Annotated in this window: 13 protein-coding genes, 1 rRNA gene and 1 other RNA gene (1 of these 15 running past the window's edge); 3 read left to right on the forward strand and 12 right to left on the reverse strand. The window is 49.2% G+C overall.

The window, feature by feature from the left end:
* Both WC959_03575 and WC959_03580 read right to left on the reverse strand, forming a co-directional pair.
* Positions 1–911 (reverse strand): 16S ribosomal RNA (locus WC959_03575); it reaches 662 nt to the left of the window's first position.
* Positions 912–1,172: 261 nt separating this feature from the next.
* Positions 1,173–1,298 (reverse strand): hypothetical protein, encoded by a 126-nt coding sequence (locus WC959_03580; GenBank protein ID MFA5688213.1) that lies wholly within the window; start codon positions 1,296–1,298, stop codon positions 1,173–1,175.
* Positions 1,299–1,581: 283 nt separating this feature from the next.
* Between WC959_03580 and WC959_03585 the strand changes: the two genes are divergently transcribed.
* A complete protein-coding gene (locus tag WC959_03585) occupies positions 1,582–2,664 on the forward strand; it encodes a substrate-binding domain-containing protein (GenBank protein ID MFA5688214.1) in 1,083 nt (360 codons plus the stop codon).
* Here the strand turns inward: WC959_03585 and WC959_03590 are convergent.
* From WC959_03590 to WC959_03630, 9 genes are all read right to left on the reverse strand, one after another.
* A complete protein-coding gene (locus tag WC959_03590; protein ID MFA5688215.1) occupies positions 2,661–5,228 on the reverse strand; it encodes a sodium/solute symporter in 2,568 nt (855 codons plus the stop codon). The two genes, WC959_03585 and WC959_03590, sit on opposite strands and share 4 nt — an antisense overlap.
* Positions 5,229–5,242: 14 nt before the next feature.
* The gene (locus tag WC959_03595) at positions 5,243–6,163 is read right to left on the reverse strand and encodes a dihydrodipicolinate synthase family protein (GenBank protein ID MFA5688216.1); all 921 of its coding nucleotides are present in this window, start codon (positions 6,161–6,163) and stop codon (positions 5,243–5,245) included.
* 97 nt (positions 6,164–6,260) lie between these two features.
* On the reverse strand, positions 6,261–7,193 hold the full coding sequence (locus tag WC959_03600; GenBank protein MFA5688217.1) for a dihydrodipicolinate synthase family protein: 933 nt from the start codon (positions 7,191–7,193) through the stop codon (positions 6,261–6,263).
* Between the two features lie 9 nt (positions 7,194–7,202).
* Positions 7,203–8,318: a sialidase family protein gene (locus tag WC959_03605; GenBank protein MFA5688218.1), complete on the reverse strand. Its 1,116-nt coding sequence runs from the start codon at positions 8,316–8,318 to the stop codon at positions 7,203–7,205.
* Between the two features lie 68 nt (positions 8,319–8,386).
* A complete protein-coding gene (locus WC959_03610; protein MFA5688219.1) occupies positions 8,387–9,103 on the reverse strand; it encodes a PEP-CTERM sorting domain-containing protein in 717 nt (238 codons plus the stop codon).
* A gap of 180 nt (positions 9,104–9,283) precedes the next feature.
* Positions 9,284–9,919, reverse strand: coding sequence for a hypothetical protein (locus WC959_03615; GenBank protein ID MFA5688220.1), 636 nt, complete (start codon positions 9,917–9,919; stop codon positions 9,284–9,286).
* A 24-nt stretch (positions 9,920–9,943) separates the two neighbouring features.
* Positions 9,944–11,626 carry a sialidase family protein gene (locus WC959_03620; GenBank protein ID MFA5688221.1) on the reverse strand — a complete coding sequence of 561 codons (1,683 nt, stop codon included), beginning with the start codon at positions 11,624–11,626 and terminating at the stop codon, positions 9,944–9,946.
* 51 nt (positions 11,627–11,677) lie between these two features.
* The gene (locus WC959_03625) at positions 11,678–12,337 is read right to left on the reverse strand and encodes a hypothetical protein (GenBank protein MFA5688222.1); all 660 of its coding nucleotides are present in this window, start codon (positions 12,335–12,337) and stop codon (positions 11,678–11,680) included.
* Between the two features lie 110 nt (positions 12,338–12,447).
* Entirely contained in the window at positions 12,448–13,698 is a 1,251-nt protein-coding gene (locus tag WC959_03630; GenBank protein ID MFA5688223.1) for a sialidase family protein, read from the reverse strand.
* A 374-nt stretch (positions 13,699–14,072) separates the two neighbouring features.
* Here WC959_03630 and WC959_03635 point away from each other — a divergent pair, with 374 nt between their 5' ends.
* Both WC959_03635 and WC959_03640 read left to right on the forward strand, forming a co-directional pair.
* Complete coding sequence (locus WC959_03635; protein MFA5688224.1) at positions 14,073–16,547, forward strand: ATP-dependent Clp protease ATP-binding subunit; 2,475 nt, start codon at positions 14,073–14,075, stop codon at positions 16,545–16,547.
* Between the two features lie 55 nt (positions 16,548–16,602).
* Entirely contained in the window at positions 16,603–17,004 is a 402-nt protein-coding gene (locus WC959_03640) for an NFACT RNA binding domain-containing protein (GenBank protein ID MFA5688225.1), read from the forward strand.
* 41 nt (positions 17,005–17,045) lie between these two features.
* Here the strand turns inward: WC959_03640 and ssrA are convergent.
* Positions 17,046–17,401, reverse strand: a transfer-messenger RNA (tmRNA) gene (ssrA, locus tag WC959_03645).
* Between the last annotated feature and the right edge of the window lie 35 nt (positions 17,402–17,436).

The raw sequence follows: 17,436 nt of genomic DNA on the forward strand, positions 1-17,436 counted from the left end.
GGCGGCACACTTAACGCGTTAGCTCCGACACGGAAGGGGGTAAACCTCCCACATCAAGTGTGCACCGTTTACGGCTGGGACTACGAGCGTATCTAATGCTCTTCGCTCCCCCAGCTTTCGTCCATGAGCGTCAGTATCAGTCCAGAGAAGCGCTTTCGCCTCCGGTGTTCTTCATAATATCTACGCATTTCACCGCTACACTATGAATTCCCTTCTCCTCTCCTGTACTCTAGTCCTGTAGTTTCAAATGCAATTCCACGGTTAAGCCGTGGCATTTCACATCTGACACACAGGACCGCCTGCGGACCCTTTACGCCCAGTAAATCCGAACAACACTCGCCACCTCTGTATTACCGCGGCTGCTGGCACAGAGTTAGCCGTGACTTCCTCTTGAGGTACTATCAAGCAGAACGGGGTATTAACCCATCTGCACTTACTCCCTCATGACAGGAGTTTACAACCCGAAGGCCTTCGTCCTCCACGCGGCGTCGCATGTTCATACTTTCGTACATTGACAATGATTCTCGACTGCAGCCTCCCGTAGGAGTCTGGGCAGTGTCTCAGTCCCAGTGTGGCCGGTCACCCTCTCAGGTCGGCTACCCGTAAGCCTTGGTAAGCAGTTACCTTACCAACAAGCTGATAGGATATGGGCTTATCTTAAAGCGCCAGGTCCGAAGATCCCCGTCTTTATACAGGATACCATGCGGTATCCGAACACATCCGGTATTACCCACCCTTTCGAATGGCTATCCCGAACTTTAAGGTAAATTACCCATACATTACTCACCCGTTCGCCGCTCTCATAATCTGTCTCTTTTCCGAAGAATTGAATCAGATTAATCTCGCTCGACTTGCATGCCTAATCCACGCCGCCAGTGTTCGTTCTGAGCCAGGATCAAACTCTCCGATAATTATATACGGAAACATTTTGAAACGTTTGCTTAAAACAAATCGTACCATTTCTGAATCGAAATGATATTCGTGAGTCATTCAGTTTTCAAAGAGCAAAAAAAACACCAACGTTTTTTCACCTGCCTTAAACAGGCGTTCTTCCCGTTGGAGCAACGATCAAGGTATGATATTCATCATTACCGGGTCAACCGTTTTTTTTAACTTTTTTCGAAGAACATTTTCTGTCTGATTTTTTCATCCCGCTTGCGGTCTGTTCTGTTTCAAACAAGGCGAGCAATAATACGCTGATTAAAATCCGGTGCAACAGTTTTTTTAAAAAAAATTCTGCGGCAACCTGCGGGGGCAGATTGTAAAAGCAAGTGTCCGGTTAAAGCGTTTTGATTCATGCCGCTTCCTGCTGATTCATCCTAACTTTCTCCCTTTCAGAATAAACCGCCGGATGAGCCGGTCGTGTTCTCCTTTCCGCCGGGCTCCCACGCACTGTACGAATGGGCATAATACGGATGTGTTTGCTTCCCCGATCGCCCAAATCCGTGGAAGTGCCGGAGATCCTGAATGTAACGGAATGACGGCAGCATAATTTTTTGATTCAGTTGATGCACTTTTTAAGTTTATTTGCATTAAAGCTGGCCTGTGATTGGATTTCCGGTAATGTTTATTGACCAAATCATGAGTCCGTATCTGTCAAATAAAATGAATCTGCCGCAACGCCACTCGCTGGTAGAAAGTGCGGCACAGATTTTAACGGAACAACTGGATGCCGGACGGTGGAATAATTTTCTGCCAGGCGAACGAACACTGTGTGAAGAACTGCAAATCAGCCGTCCGACGCTCCGGCAGGCACTGCAGGTTCTAGAACGCAAGGGACGGCTAAAGAATGCTGCCGGCAAACGCCGGCAGATTGTTCAGCAGAAAAAACAGAAGAACCGCCCGGTACAAAATAATATTGTCAGTGTATTATCACCGCTGCCGTTAAAATCACTGCCGCCGTTTGTGCTGTTTTGGATTGATGAAGTTCGCGCGAATCTGAATAAACAGGGGTACCGGCTGCAGTTTCATAGCAGTCGTGCAGGCACGTCGAATAAACCGGAACGCGCGCTGGCACGGTTGATTCACAGCACACCGTCGACACTCTGGATTCTGCTGCTGGCCGCACCGCCGGTACAGCGCTGGTTTCAGGCGCAGCGCGTCCCTTGTCTGGTTGCCGGCTCCTGCCCGCCGGAAATTTCTCTGCCGTCGATTGATATTGATTATCACGCGGCATGCCGGCACGCCGTGGGAGTTTTCCGGCGTAAAGGACATTCGCGCCTGGCGCTGGTCATTCCAAATAAGGGTTTGTTCGGTGATACGGAGAGTGAAGCCGGATTCTGTGAAGGGCTCGGTCGTGATATTCTGCCGGTTGTCCTCCGGCACAATGGAAGCCGCGAAGATATTATTAAGCAGCTGGAAGGCTGCCTGCGCCGGCAGAATGCACCGACGGGCTTTCTGGTGGCACGCTCTGCGCACGTCCTGACGGTATTGACATACCTCACCCACTGCGGATTTAAACTGCCGGGAGAGATGGCGGTGATTTCAAGAGACGACGACGCTTTTCTCCAGTTTGTTTCACCGGTACCGGCACGGTATGTCAGTGATCCTGAAAAATATGCCCGGCAGTTTTCGCACATTATTTTACAGATGGTGCGCTCCGGACCGGTGCCGGTGCATCCGATCCGGTTGATGCCGACATTTCTGAACGGCGATACAGTTTAATCATTTCCGGAGGGCTGGTCGAAAACAGTTAACCCGCGAATATCTTTTACGCCCGCCGGCAGAATCAGGCTGAACAGATAGCCGAAGACGAAACACAATGCGATGCCGATAGCGCTGTAAAGGAACCAGTGCACCGGTGTGTACTGCCGGATCAGCCAAAGCAGTGTAACGGCAATAACGGTTCCGGCGGTTGTTCCTTTGCCGTTCGCCCGCCGCGTGAGCATTCCCAGACAGAACACACCGCCGAGCACACCCATGAACAGTCCGATCACAGTGATAAATGCGTCGAAAAGTGATGTAATGGCGGGATGCACAAACAGCAGACCGATCAACGTTCCGGCAAGACCGAGCACAAAGGTGAAAATCTGTCCGGCTCTTAAATAGTTGCGGTCGTTGCGACAAAGATTAAACGGCTGCAGGAAATCGGTGACGATGGTTGTCGCAGTTGAATTCATACTGGTGGAAATGGTGGATTGCGCAGCGGCAAAAACTCCGGCGACGATCAGTCCGGCGATGCCCGCCGGAACTTCGGTGGAAATAAACAGCGGGAAAATCTGATCGGTGTTGATGGTGGGATCGAGCAGCGCCGGGTTTTTTTTATAAAACGTATACAGTGCAGTTCCGATACCGAAAAACAGCAGGCTCGCCGGAACGGTTAATACCGCATTGGTCCAGATGGAACGCGCTGCTGTTTGTCTGTCCGGCGTCGACATATAGCGTTGAACCACCGCCTGATCACCAATGTATGAAGAAATGTTCTGTCCGATTCCGCCGATAACCACTACCCAGACGGCCATCGCGGTGTAACTCGTTATCGAAAAATCCAAATCTGCCAGCCGGAGTTTTCCGTCGGCGAGCGCAACGGTCAGTATTTCGCCGGCGCCGTCTTCAAGACGGAAACAAATTAAGATTAAACACAGCAGTGCACCGCCAAGCAGAACAAAGGTCTGAATTGTATCCGTCCAGACCACGGCTTCAAGTCCGCCGACGGTGCAGTAAAGCATGCTGAGCACACCCATAATTAAGACCGATTGTGCCGGCGTCAACGGCGTCAAAGTTGCCAGCGCTAAACCGGCGAGCGACATCACAATGCCCATGCGGAACACATGAAATACTGAAAACAGTCCGCTCGCCAGTAAACGTACCGGACGGTTGAATCGTTTTTCCAGATATTCATACGCACTGGTGGCATCAATTCGCCGGAAAAACGGCAGCGCCAGATACACCGCCACCGGAGCAACCAGGACGATCATAAAATTGCCAAGCAGCATCAGCCAGTCCTGCGCATACGCTTTCGCCGGAATTGCCATGAAGGTAATGGAACTCAGCATGGTCGCAAAAATTGAACAGCCGGCGACCCACCACGGAATCTGCTGTCCGCCGCGAAAATAATCGTTTGTGTTTTTATTCTTCCGCATGAAATAAAACCCGACGCCGGTAACACCGAGCAGATAAATAATCAGCACCGTGAAATTTATGGCGCCGAAACCGGCGCGCGGTTCCGCCTGCACCTGAATCCGCCAGACATCAGGCGTGCGGACGCGCGGGCGGCTTTCGCCGGAAATTAAAAATATATCCTCGCCGGATTTTACCGCCGGCGTGGTTACCTGATTGCATGGTGTTTCGCCGGCATGAATCCATGTATCTGTAATGGTATGATATGCCCATGTGCGTTTCGGAAACCCCGGATGCGAATTTTTCAGTTCTGCTTCGCGGCCGAACAATGAACCGTCTGCGCCGCTCAAAATAAAAATGTGCGACTGGCCGGATGCGGCGCCGGTGCCCGCCATGACTGGCGCCGGTACATCTGTACGCCGGCGCCACTCCTTTTTCGATGGACTGTATTCGTAAACATCGTTCAGTGCTTCAACGCCGGCACCGGAATTCCAGCGACCGCTGATCACATAAACACACATCTCAAATCCATTGTGCTGCGCCACCGTTAAATTAAATGCGCGCGCCGGGCCGGGCCACGCCGGAAGTTCCTGCCAGTTAAATGATTCATCGCCGGAATTTATTTTCGACAAATCCAGCGACCAGAAATTCTGCAACGCCGATTCTAACTTGGAACCGCTCTGTCCTCCGGCGAGATACACTGTATTGCCGATCACGGCCGCGGCGCCATACGCACAAGGCTGCGGAAGGTCCGGCAGTGGAATATTGATTATTTTTTCGCCGTCCCATTGCAGAATAAATGCCCGCGCCGAAATTGCTGTGCCGTCATCGCCGCCCAGACAAACCACACCAAACGATGTGCTTGCTGATGCGCCATAAGCGATTTCTGAATCCAAATGAAATCCGGTGCGCCATTCCGGCGTTCCTTTTGACAGTCCTGTTAAAACATAAATTTCAGCATGCCATTTTTTTGGAACTGCCCATAAATCCTCGCCGGCGGCCACTGGAAAATCTGCGCCGCCGGCAGCAATCAATACACCGTTATGCGCACCGGCGAATGCGCCCGCCACGCCGTTCTGATACGGCAGCGGCGGCAATGGCTCCCAGATCAATTCGCTGAAACCGCCGGCGCACAGCAATCCGCACAGTATCGGAATTACAAATTTCATTTTACACTTCATGATTATAGAATCCATTTTAGCGCGCCGGTGCCCTCAAGGGCTACATTTAACTTTTCAATCTGTTCCGGTGTCGGCGGGAAAAGCGGACGGCGCGCCGGACCGCAGTCCACTCCGGCGCGGGACATCAGCCATTTAAATGCCGCCGTCGGTGCGGCACCGGAATTTACCAGTGCGTCAATCATCGCCACGGCGACGGCCTGAAGTTTTTCGGCCTCGACTAAGTCGCCGCGCCGATATGCCGCGATCAGATCATAATAAAGCGGCGCCGCAAAATTATAGGTGCTGCCGACGGCGCCGTAACTGCCGAACCGCAGCGCCGATAATAATAACTCGTCACGTCCGAACAGCACATCATACCGTCCATTATCGAATTTCAGGCAGCGCTCAAAATCGTTAAGATCCTCAAAAGTATATTTAATTCCGGCAAGATTCGGAATGCGGGGTGCGGCGATTTCAAGGAAATCGCTTACGGCAATATTAAAACCGGTCATTGACGGTATGTGGTAATAGTAGAATGGAAGTTCCGGCGCCGCCGCCGCAATCTGTTCACACCAGTCCGCCAGACCGGCAACGCCGTCCGGTTTAAAGAAAAACGGCGCCATCGTTGCAATACTGCCGGCGCCGGTATCCGCTGCATGTTTTGCGAGAGCACAACTGTCAGCCAGTGAGACATGTCCGACATGTACAAAAATTTTTAAATCCACCGGTGCGCAGGCAACCCATTTTTCCGCGAGTTGCATCCGTTCTGCTAATGTCAACGACATCCCTTCGCCGGTTGTTCCGCAAATAAATGCGCCGACAACATGTTTGCGATGCAAATATTCTGCATACAAACCGACCGCCGCAAGATTCAGTTTGCCGTTTGCCAGCATCGGCGTAAACGGCGCCGCAACCAGTCCGGCTGTTTTAAGACAAAATTCCATTTTTCACATCCTTTCTTTTTCAATTTATAATTCAGAAAGGATGAATCTGTTATCTGCCGGACTCCAGTTACTTAAACCGGTTACTTTTATTGACCGGCTATTCAGATACAATAAACTCTGGAATAAGGTGTTGAACTGCCTTGTGTACAACCTTTATTTCACTTTCGCCGGCTCCACGGTACGGCCAACGAAGCCGGGGATGTATTGCACACCATCCGCCTGCTGCCGCCATCAATTTATCCACTGCCATATTTGAATATCCCCCGCGAAGATAAGGAACAATGTTGTCGTTCATAAAACACTGTATACGCGTTTCAAGCTCCCGTGCCGCCGGCATATCTTTTTTCATTTGATTATACCAGCGTTGTGCCGCCAGCGGGTGAATGCAGGCGATATTTGAATAAGCGCCATGTGCTCCGCTTGCGACTCCGGTGGCGAGATGATGACCGGGAATAAAAACGGATAAACCGGTGCAATTTTCCCGCATTTGTCGATACCATTCCTGATCGCCATCGCAAACTTTCACACCGGTTAATGCTGTAACGTTCTTCTTTAACTTCCCAATTTCCAGCGGAGTCAATACCCGTTTCGCATGCGGAGGGTTGTACAGCACCAATCCAACCGGATCGCAAACTTCACTGAGGCGAAGCAGGAAATCAATATCCTCTGCCAATGTCGGCACAAACCAGTCGGGAAGAATAACCTGTATTGCAGAGGGTTTCAATGCTGCTGCGCGGCGGGCCCTCTCAACGGCAAGAACAGGGCTCATGTGACTTGCACCGATTTGAAAAGGCATACCGGCTTTTTCACATCGTTCCGCTAATATTCCATTAATCCTATCAAATTCTGCTTCCGTTTGATTATAAAATTCACCGGCGCTGCCGTTTGAATAAATTCCGTCAACACCGAAAAAAATCAACCGATCAATTTCATCGGCCAGTGCATTATCATCAATGCTGTTGTCACGATTCAAGGGAAGCAGCAGCGTCGCCCAGTTTCCACGAATCTGATCGTGAAATAACGGTTTCATTTCCCGCCGTTATTTAAGAATCAGCAACCGGCTAACTGCCGAAAAAATGATTTTCTCATACGGCCCTTTTTCGCCCGCCTCAAAACAGCATCCGATCCCTCCATCGGGTAGAACCGCTAGACTGGAATAAGCTGAAGGACCGGAATGAAGCATCAGTCCATCATTCCAGGTCTGACCTTCATCTGCACTGGCTTTAATCGTCATCCGAATGCGTTTTGATTCTGCCGGATTTGAAAAAAGCAGGATATTTTCGGCAGAAAATTTATTCGGTGAATAGCGAATAAAGCCGGCCTGACAGCGCGGCTCGATCAGATTGGATTGATAATCCACATTCGTCCAGCGTTCTCCGCCATCCGGACTGCGGGCAATAATCCGTGTCCCGCGATAAAGATGATTTCTGGAGTTAAGCACTAGCGTGCCATCCAGCAACTCAACTGACTGGCTCTCATTTGCGCCCGGAACCACTGAATCACCAATTTGCCAGTTTTTCCCGCCATCATCACTGTAAATGACATGAGCGCCATAGATACTCGTCCCGTCATCCAGATTAAATGAATGGTTCGCCGGAATAATTAAACGCCCTTTTTTCATGCCGTATTTTAATTGAATTCCGGTGCCGGGACCGGTTGCATACCAGCGCCAGTTGTTCCGTTTGGCACTGGATGTAATTTCTACAGGTTTTGACCACGTTACGCCGTGGTCATCACTGGTTAAATAAAAAACCCGGCGCGTATCAGCACTCGTTCCAGCCATAATATCGCGTTCATGATCGCTGCCGAGGTTCCAGGTTGAAAATAAAAAAATCCGACCGGTATTTTCATCCATTACTGCGCAGGGATTCCCGCAGGTGTTGTCACCATCTGCCCAGATAACGGTTTGATCGCTCCAGTTTTTTCCGCCGTCCATGGAACGTTTTATGATTAAATCGATCTTCCCGGTATCGCCTTTGCCGTCCCGTCTTCCTTCGCAAAATGCAAGAACTGTTCCATCTGCTGCCGTAATCAGTGCAGGAATGCGATATGTGTTATATCCATCATTTCCAGAAACAAAAAGGTTAAGATAGGTAACTTCACCAAACACAACAGATGTATAGGTCAGCACCATCCAACTCAGCATCGTTTTCATAAGAGAGACTCCGGATAACACAACTGCCGGATTTTAAAATCCGGCAGTTTCATCTGTTAGATGGTCAGCTAGTCTCTCCGGAGCCGGCGTACTGCATATGCAACTAAAGCACCAAAACTTATGATACCAATTGTCGCCGGCTCAGGGATGACATGTCCCAGCCTAACGTTATCGATGCCTAGCCGAGGTGTAGAGGCTGTCATAGCAATATCATCCGCTGAAAACCCGACATAAACGGGTGTTCCGGCATAAGCAGCCGTAACTGTCCATGTCAGCTCGTAATCCGTGAAGGTCGTCGTTAATGCAATATCCGTTTGATCTAAAATCATCAGAGCATCTGTTAACCCGCTATCACTGTACAAACCAACGCTGAAATTTTGCAGATCAAATCGTGATATTGCTAATGCGACCGTCAAAATCAGCTGGTCTCCCTCCTTTAAAACAACGGCAGCTCCGGTTCCGCCGATCACCTGCTGATATAGATAATTGGGGGATGTGTCCGTACTACCAGTGTTTTTACGCCCGCAAAGAAACGCGTATTGATTCCCATCGATCGCTCCGGAAACACTGTGTTGATTATCATTAGTCGGAATAAGTCCCTTCGCCCCATTAGGGGCATCTGTGGCAAGTATCGACCATCCGTCCGGCAAACCAACCTTTGGCTCCATAACAGGATCACTTTCAAAACTGTGATTTGCCACCGCAATTGAATTTGTAAGCAAGTCAGCATTCCCCAGTAATGCAACTGAGCACACTGCCATTGCGAATTTTACTATTTTCTTCATTTGATTCCTCCTCCTTAATTAGGCTATTATTACTGTTCCTAAACAAGTACCACCCTTGTTTATCTTAATATATGACCGCAATCTTAGCCGCTCTTCCATGTATCACAATTATTATCTTCTGGTAAAAAAACATTACCACTTTTCCGACAGAAACCTGCTTTAATATTTAAAGAATTTCATTTATTTTTTATATTCCAACCGGACATTATCAATTCCAAGTCGCGGGGTACTCGCAGTTGTCCCGACATCATACGATGAGAATCCAATATAAACCGGTGTGCCTACATATTTAGCAGGGACCGTCCACTTGAGTGTATAATCTGTAAATTGCTTACTCAATGTGATGTCTTTGCTTTCCAGAATTGCCAATGCATCTGTCAGTGCAGGATCACTATACAGCCCAAAACTGAAGCGTTGCACACCAAACCGTGCATCTGCCAAAGCAACGGTTAATATTAGTTGGTCTCCTGTTTTCAGACGGATCGGTGAGCTTTTCTCTCCGATTATCTGTTGATACAGATAATTTGGAGATGTGTCTGTACTGTCGGAGTTTTTACGCCCGCAAAGAAATGCGTATTGATCTTTGTCGATCTTACCGTAGATTGAATGGCTTTGTGGATCACGTTTTGTAATGAGACCCCGTCCACCCTTAGCGGCATCTTTTCCAGAATATTGCCAATCCGCGGGCGTTATGAGCATTGGCTTTGTCATTTCATCTATTTCAAAACTATGATTTAATACCTTAACTGGGTCTGTATTGCCGGTCAGTGCAACCAAACACATTATCCATACTATGAATTTTGCAGTTTTTTGCATGATCACCCTCCTTTCGTTTTTTCTTCACATAGAACCCTTAAAAAACTGAGATATATCGACGCCGTCTAAAAGCCATTCTAAGTTAAATCTGACAAGTTGAATCGCAGATTCAACCCCTTCAGCCCCGCCTTCAAACAACATGTAAATTAAGCCATCAGTCTGTGTGCCCGGACGCCCGGAAGCCATGCAGGAATAAGCTCCCGGCCCATCATAAATCAGTTTTTTCACCGGCCAGCTTTTTGCCCCGTCGAAACTCACCCAGACGGTTATGTTTCGCCGATTCCGCATACCGCCGGTCATCTCCGCATCTAAATTACTGAACAGTATGATATCCTGCCCTTCAAAAGGTAAACGGATTAATCCCCCGTGGCACCCATATGAATCGCCAATTAATCCGTCGGGAAGATCTGCCTTGCCGGGGTTTATCCAGGTGCGCCCGGAATCGAAGCTCCAGGCTTCGCGGCGTTTACAATCCGTAGCAGTATGACAGCGCGAATTGTAATAAATTTCTCCAGTCGACAATTCAACCAGCGCACCCTCTCCTGTTCCAAGAATTGGAAACGGATCACTGGTCTGCCAATTTTTTCCGCCGTCATCGCTATACAAAGCGCAATTATAGTGATACGCGCGATATTTTTCGTCGTTTGAGTTTGATGGCGCCGCAATCCGGCTTGGCGATAGCAGCCGTCTAGGATACGCACCGAATTGAATTGTGATGCCGGATTCTGCAGCAACCGAATTTTGCGGAATACCGTCCGGTGTACCATGTCCAAAGAAGTTTGGTTCGATATGCATAGTCTCTTGTCTCCAGCTATTCCCATGATCTGTACTGCGCCAAAGGAGACCCTTAGCTGGATTTATATAAAGAATATCGCCGGAATTTGTATCCACGATCACATTTCCCTTGGCCCTCTTATCGATTATTTCCAAATCTGTCCAGGTCGCGCCGCCATCTTGGCTGCGACGGAACCCCACATCTGGAGTATGAAATGCGAGCACTGTTCCGTCTAGCGCAACGACAATATTACGTCCGCCACGACCAATAAATAGCTCTTGCATTTCAAAAAAAGGAATTCTCGGTTGTGTCGACGCCATTTTTATGCCTTCCGATTTACTCAACCGGATATTGTCAACACCCAATCTTGGTGTAGAAACATCAGAACCGTAGTCTTCCACTTGAAATCCAATGTAAAATTTATTCGCGACTTCATTCTTGCCAACAACCCATTCCACAGAAAAATCTCTGAAATTATTCGATAGTGCTACCTCTGTGCCGGTCTTTAGAGCCAGTGGATTTTTCATCGTTTCATCCGCAAACAAACCAAAATTAAAATTTTCCGGGTCTCCAGCATAGGCGCTTAAAGCAACTGTTAAAACCAGTTTATCTCCCACTTTTACTTGATGATCAATACGCTGGTATAACCGGTTCGGCACTCCGAAATCGGTTTTATTTTTTTTCCTGGCAGCAATAAATAAGTACTGTCGTCCGTGTTGTCCGCCTTGGATAACGCCGCAAGCAGAATTTGGGGATCCGGCAGCAATCCAAGTCCACGATTCCCCCGGATTGCCGAGAACGGTTTTAGAATTCTCCGGTTTTTCAAAGCTGTGATTTTCTACAGGAATCGAGATTGCTCCTGAAATAGAAAATGCTTGAGGTATACCTGCGGAAGCAGACAACAATAAAATCATTTGTATAATTTTTTTCATAGTCATCTTGTTTCTAATTTATCCAACCTAATGCGGTTGTGACACAAATCATCAGTGTATTAAATACAGCGAAATTCCATTGCTTTTCCCCAGTGTCAATCGGACGTTATCGATGCCTAGCCGAGGAGTAGAGGCTGTCGTAGCAATATCATCCGCTGAAAACCCGACATAAACGGGTGTTCCGGCATAAGCAGCCGTAACTGTCCATGTCAGCTCGTAATCCGTGAAGGTCGTCGTTAATGCAATATCCGTTTGATCTAAAACCATCAGAGCATCTGTTAACCCGCTATCACTGTACAAACCAACGCTGAAATTTTGCAGATCATAACGAGATACTGCCAACGCAACTGTCAAAATCAACTGATCCCCCTTCTTTAAAACAACGGCCGCTCCGGTTCCGCCGATCACCTGCTGATATAGATAATTGGGAGATGTGTCTGTACTGCCAGAGTTTTTACGCCCGCAAAGAAACACGTATTGATTCCCATCGATCGCTCCGGAAACACTGTGTTGATTATCATTAGTCGGAATAAGTCCCTTCGCCCCATTAGGGGCATCTGTGGCAAGTATCGACCATCCGTCCGGCAATGTAACCGTTGCCGCGACAACAGGATCACTTTCAAAACTATGATTGATAATCGGAATAGGATCAGAAAATATCAAAACAGGCAGCATTAAAATCACTCGTCCATATTTTACTATAAAATTCATTAGCTCTCCTGTGTATTATTGCAAATTGGTGCGCATACTGTCCCTCTTTTTTACCAACAGCACAACATCAACGAACTGGTGAACATTACTTACCGATCAAGGTTATTATTTTAGCGTGTACCGTCACAACGGCAGCAGACTCGATGACAGATTTTACAGGCGTCTTTCAGCAAAATTATTCCGTTCTGCAGCCATTCCATATTAAATCGCACAAATTGCAACTCATCCCAATAATGGGTACTGCCTTGCGGTCCTCTTTCGTAAACTAGCCCAATTGTTCCATCAGGAAGTACCGTCATATCGGAATAAGAAGAGGGGTGTTCCCAGATTGTGTGTCCACCGATCCAGTTGTTTCCGCCGTCCTGACTGAACCGCACTGTCATATTATACCGTCCGTAAGGATGCTTCTCCTCGCGATAGCGGCTGGCTGGATTTGAAAAAAGCAGCAATTTGTTGTCATAATTGATAATACTTGCATGACATTGTACTGTCGGAATTTTTTCCCCGGCGAGGGTGTAGGACTCCCAAGCTTCTCCGCCATCGCGACTCTGCGCAAACCGGCGGCTTAAGCGATTCGGGCGCCGGCTGTTGTCTGGATCTCGCATGCTAATGAAAAGACGTCCGTCGGGAAGTTCAACCAACTGGCACTCATTCCCCTCACCAACCGTTCCGCCCAGTTTCCAGGTTGCGCCATGATCGTCGCTGAAAAAGACATGTGACCGGTGCCCGCCATTCTCCATATGACGTGCGGGAATAATGAGGCGCCCTTTATGCGGAAACTGTTTTTTCTGGATTCCGGCGGCGCCGGGACCAACCCCGTAACGTTGAAACCAGTTCCGTTCCCAAGTTTGAATTTTATCTCGAGTTGAAGTGCCCGGTGGCACAAAAACAATTTGATTCTTGCCGGCGTTATAGTCATCCCATTCCGGTGCAACAACTGATGAATGAATTTCATAAGGTTTGCACCATGTATACATATTATCATCACTATGCATTGTGTAATAGCGTTTTTTATCCCGTAAGAAAAATATCCAAATCCTTCCTTTTTCTAGATCAATAACAGGAGTTATGTCCGCACAGGTTTCGTATCCCGGATCGTATACAATTATTTCTTTACTCCATGTTTTTCCCAAATCCGAGCTGCGTTTCATTACAATATCAGTATCACCGATATCAAGAATCCCATGATTCCGTTTTTCTGCAAAAACAAGTAAATCGCCATTCGGGGCGGTTATAATCGACGGAATCCGGTAATTGGGATGGTTGTTGGGATACATTCCCCATAGTGTCGTTGTCTCAAACAACGGTTCGGCGGAGACACAAAAAACCGACAATATTAGTAACCAGAAAAAATTTTGCATTGATTTAACTCCTGCTAGTTTTATTTTTATCCCCATAACGTTCCAAACTCTAAACCTGAAATTTACAGTTAAGAAAACCGGATGAAAAAAATTCATCAATGCCAAATATCTGGTGAAAACATATTACCGCTAATTTTAAATGATGAGAGTTTTTTCATTAATTTATTGTTGATGGAATACACGGTACATTCTGAAATTTTATCCTTTAATGTAATCCGCACTGTACAAAATTTGCCATATGATAGAGTTGGTCATCTCATGAGAACTGTAGCATGGTATAAATCCTGAACGTGCGTTGAGTTTTGCGGTCAAAAAATCCAATTGAAATCTACAGGTATTTTGGGATAATCGCCGGAATTTTAAGGAATTAAATTATGGATAATTTCACACCAAGAGCACAGCGTGTGCTGCATCTGGCGCGCAAAGAGGCGGAACGGTTTAATCATAATTATGTCGGGACGGAACACATCCTGCTGGGACTGGTCGCACTCGGTGACGGCGTGGCGGTGAGCGTACTGCAGTCGCTCGGCGTCGATTTACAGTCACTGCGCATCGAGGTGGAAAAGGCCGTCGGCACCGGGTCGGACACAAAAATGACCGGCAATATTCCATTCACGCCGCGCGCGAAAAAAGTGCTGGCGCTGGCAACGAGTGAAGGGCGTTCGCTGAATCACAGTTATGTCGGCACTGAACATATCCTGCTCGGGCTGCTGCGCGAAGGTGAAGGTATTGCCGCGCGCGTACTTGAAAATATGGGGGTTGATCTCGACGAGGCGCGTGAAGAGGTGATGGCGATGCTCGATCCGGATTATGACGGCTCCATGGGTGCCGGCGAAGAGAGTGCCGCCGGATTCAATCCCGCCGGCGCCGCACCGCAGAAATCGGGCGATAAACAGGCGGTAAAAACGCCGGCGCTGAATGCGTTCGGCCGCGACTTGACGGCGATGGCAAAAAAGGGCGAGCTCGATCCGGTGATCGGCCGCGCAAATGAAATTGAACGCGTCATCCAGATTCTCTGCCGGCGCACCAAGAATAATCCGGTGCTGCTCGGCGAAGCAGGCGTCGGGAAAACAGCGATTGCCGAAGGACTCGCTCAGGCGATTGCCAACGGCACGGTGCCGCAGCTTCTCGCCGATAAAAAAGTGGTGACGCTCGACCTTGCGCTGATGGTTGCCGGCACAAAATATCGCGGGCAGTTTGAGGAACGCATCAAAGCGGTGATGGACGAAATCCGCAAAGCCAAAAATATTCTGCTGTTCCTCGACGAACTGCACACCATCGTCGGCGCCGGTTCGGCGGAAGGTACGATGGATGCAGCGAATATTATTAAACCGGCGCTGTCGCGCGGCGAAATGCAGTGCATCGGCGCAACCACGCTGAACGAATACCGCAAGTCGATCGAAAAAGATGCGGCGCTCGAACGCCGGTTTCAAACGGTGATTGTGAATGAACCGACGATTGAAGAAACAGTGCAGATTTTAACCGGTATCCGTCCGAAATATGAAGATCACCACTTTTGTAAAATCACCGACGCAGCGCTGGAAGCGGCGGCGAAACTTTCGGCGCGTTATCTGCCGGACCGGTTTCTGCCGGATAAGGCGATCGATCTGATGGATGAAGCCGGCGCGCGCAGTCACATTGCACACATGGTGAAGCCGCCGGAATTTCAGGAGATCCGCCAGCGGATTCTCGACGCGCAGCAGAAAAAGGATATTGCGATCCGCGACCAGAAATTTGAAGAGGCCGCCGCACAGCGCGACGCCGAACGCAAGGCAAAAGAAGAGCTCGATACCGCGCTGAAAGAGTGGGAGTCCGAACGCAAAGAGAATCTCTCCATAGTGGATGAAGAGGAGATCCGCGTGATCGTTTCCAAATGGACCGGCGTGCCGGTGGATAAAATGGGCGAGCAGGCGCTGGCTAAGCTGCTCCAGATGGAAGAGGAGATCGAGAAGACCGTGATCGGACAGAATGAAGCGGTATCCGCCATTTCGCGCGCCCTGCGCCGTTCGCGCGCCGAACTGAAAGATCCGCGCCGGCCGATCGGCTCCTTTGCATTTCTCGGCCCGACCGGCGTCGGCAAAACCATGCTGGCGAAGGAACTGGCGCGGTATATGTTTGATGATCAGGATTCGCTGATTCAGATTGATATGTCTGAATATATGGAAAAATTTTCGGCGTCGCGGCTTGTCGGTTCTCCGCCGGGCTATGTCGGCCACGAAGAGGGCGGGCAGCTCACCGAACGCGTGCGCCGGCGTCCGTATTCCGTGGTGCTGTTCGATGAAGTTGAAAAGGCGCATCCGGATGTGATGCACATGCTGCTGCAAATTCTTGAAGAAGGGCGTTTAACCGACAGCCTCGGACGCAGCGTTGATTTTCGTAATACGATTATTATCATGACCTCGAATGTCGGTGCGACGCACTCGGCAAAGTCCGGACTGGGCTTTGCGCCGGTCAGCGAGGAAAACGATTACGAAAAACTGCGTAATGCCATGCTCGCCGCCAGCAAAGAAATCTTTAAGCCGGAGCTCATCAACCGCCTGACTGACATTATTGTATTCCGGCAGCTGACGAGAAAAGATATCGAAGCCATCCTTGACCTCGAAATTGCGCAGGTTCAGGAACGCATTGATGCCCGCGGAATTAAATTAAATCTCACCGCTGCCGCGAAACAGTATCTGATTCACAAAGGATTTGATAAGGCTTACGGTGCACGGCAGTTGCGCCGGTCGGTCGAACGCAACCTTGAAGATCCGCTGGCGGAAGCCATTCTGCGCAGTGAAATCGCAAGCGATAAAACTGTTACAGTGGATGCCGCAGAGGATAAATTAACATTCACGCCGGCAGACTAGTTTTACAGAAGACAACGAAGGCAGACAACGCTTTGTTTTCTTCCGTTAAAATCTCATGAAACCGCCCATTACAGAACCGGATGTCTGGAGATATATTCTGCCGGACGGCTGGGAAATTCTCGCCGGAAAGACGGACGCCGACAACGATCGGCTCAGTTTAAGAGCTGCGCGTCCGAATGATTACTGGTTTCATGTCCGCGGACTGCCCGGCAGTCATGTGATTTTGTGCAGCGCGACCGGTGAAGCGCCGGGGAATCATCTGATAAAAACCGCCGCTGCTGTGGCTGCGTGGCATAGTAATGCACGGACTGCCGGAACGGTCTCAGTATCCTGCACACAGGTCAAAAATGTCTCCAAGCCGCGCGGCACAAAGCCAGGAACCGTTACCATCAAAAAAGAAAAAACGATCAGGATAAAACCGGCGCTGCCATCGGTAGCCCGGGACACCCCGGCTTAGGGCTTTTATTCATTATCAAGAAAGCACGCTCATCCAAAAACTGGTGGAGGCGGCGGGATTTGAACCCGCGTCCGAATAAGAGTCACAGCAGCGTCTACGTGTGTAGTCAACCTTTAAAGGATTCGCCCCCGCAGCTGCCGGTTAACATGGCCACCTTGGTCGCTAGGGTCCTGTTATTTCTTGCGCCGCCGCCCGGACTCCCGGCTTTGGCGCCAGCCTGCTGTCGTCGTTTCTGTCCCCTAACAGGCATCAGGGCAGAAACGTCGCGCCGTCAATTAGGCAGCGAGTGCGTACTCTTCAGTAGCATTTATTGTTCGGGCTCCTTTTTACGAGGCCAGGAGACCAACCTCGACACGCGGCGGAAGCTTCAACTTACCCGTCGAAACCAGTCGCCCCCTCTTCTATAAAACGCAGCAAATCTCTCATAAAGAA

Source organism: Kiritimatiellales bacterium (genome assembly GCA_041656295.1).
Taxonomy (GTDB): Bacteria; Verrucomicrobiota; Kiritimatiellia; order Kiritimatiellales; family Tichowtungiaceae; genus Tichowtungia.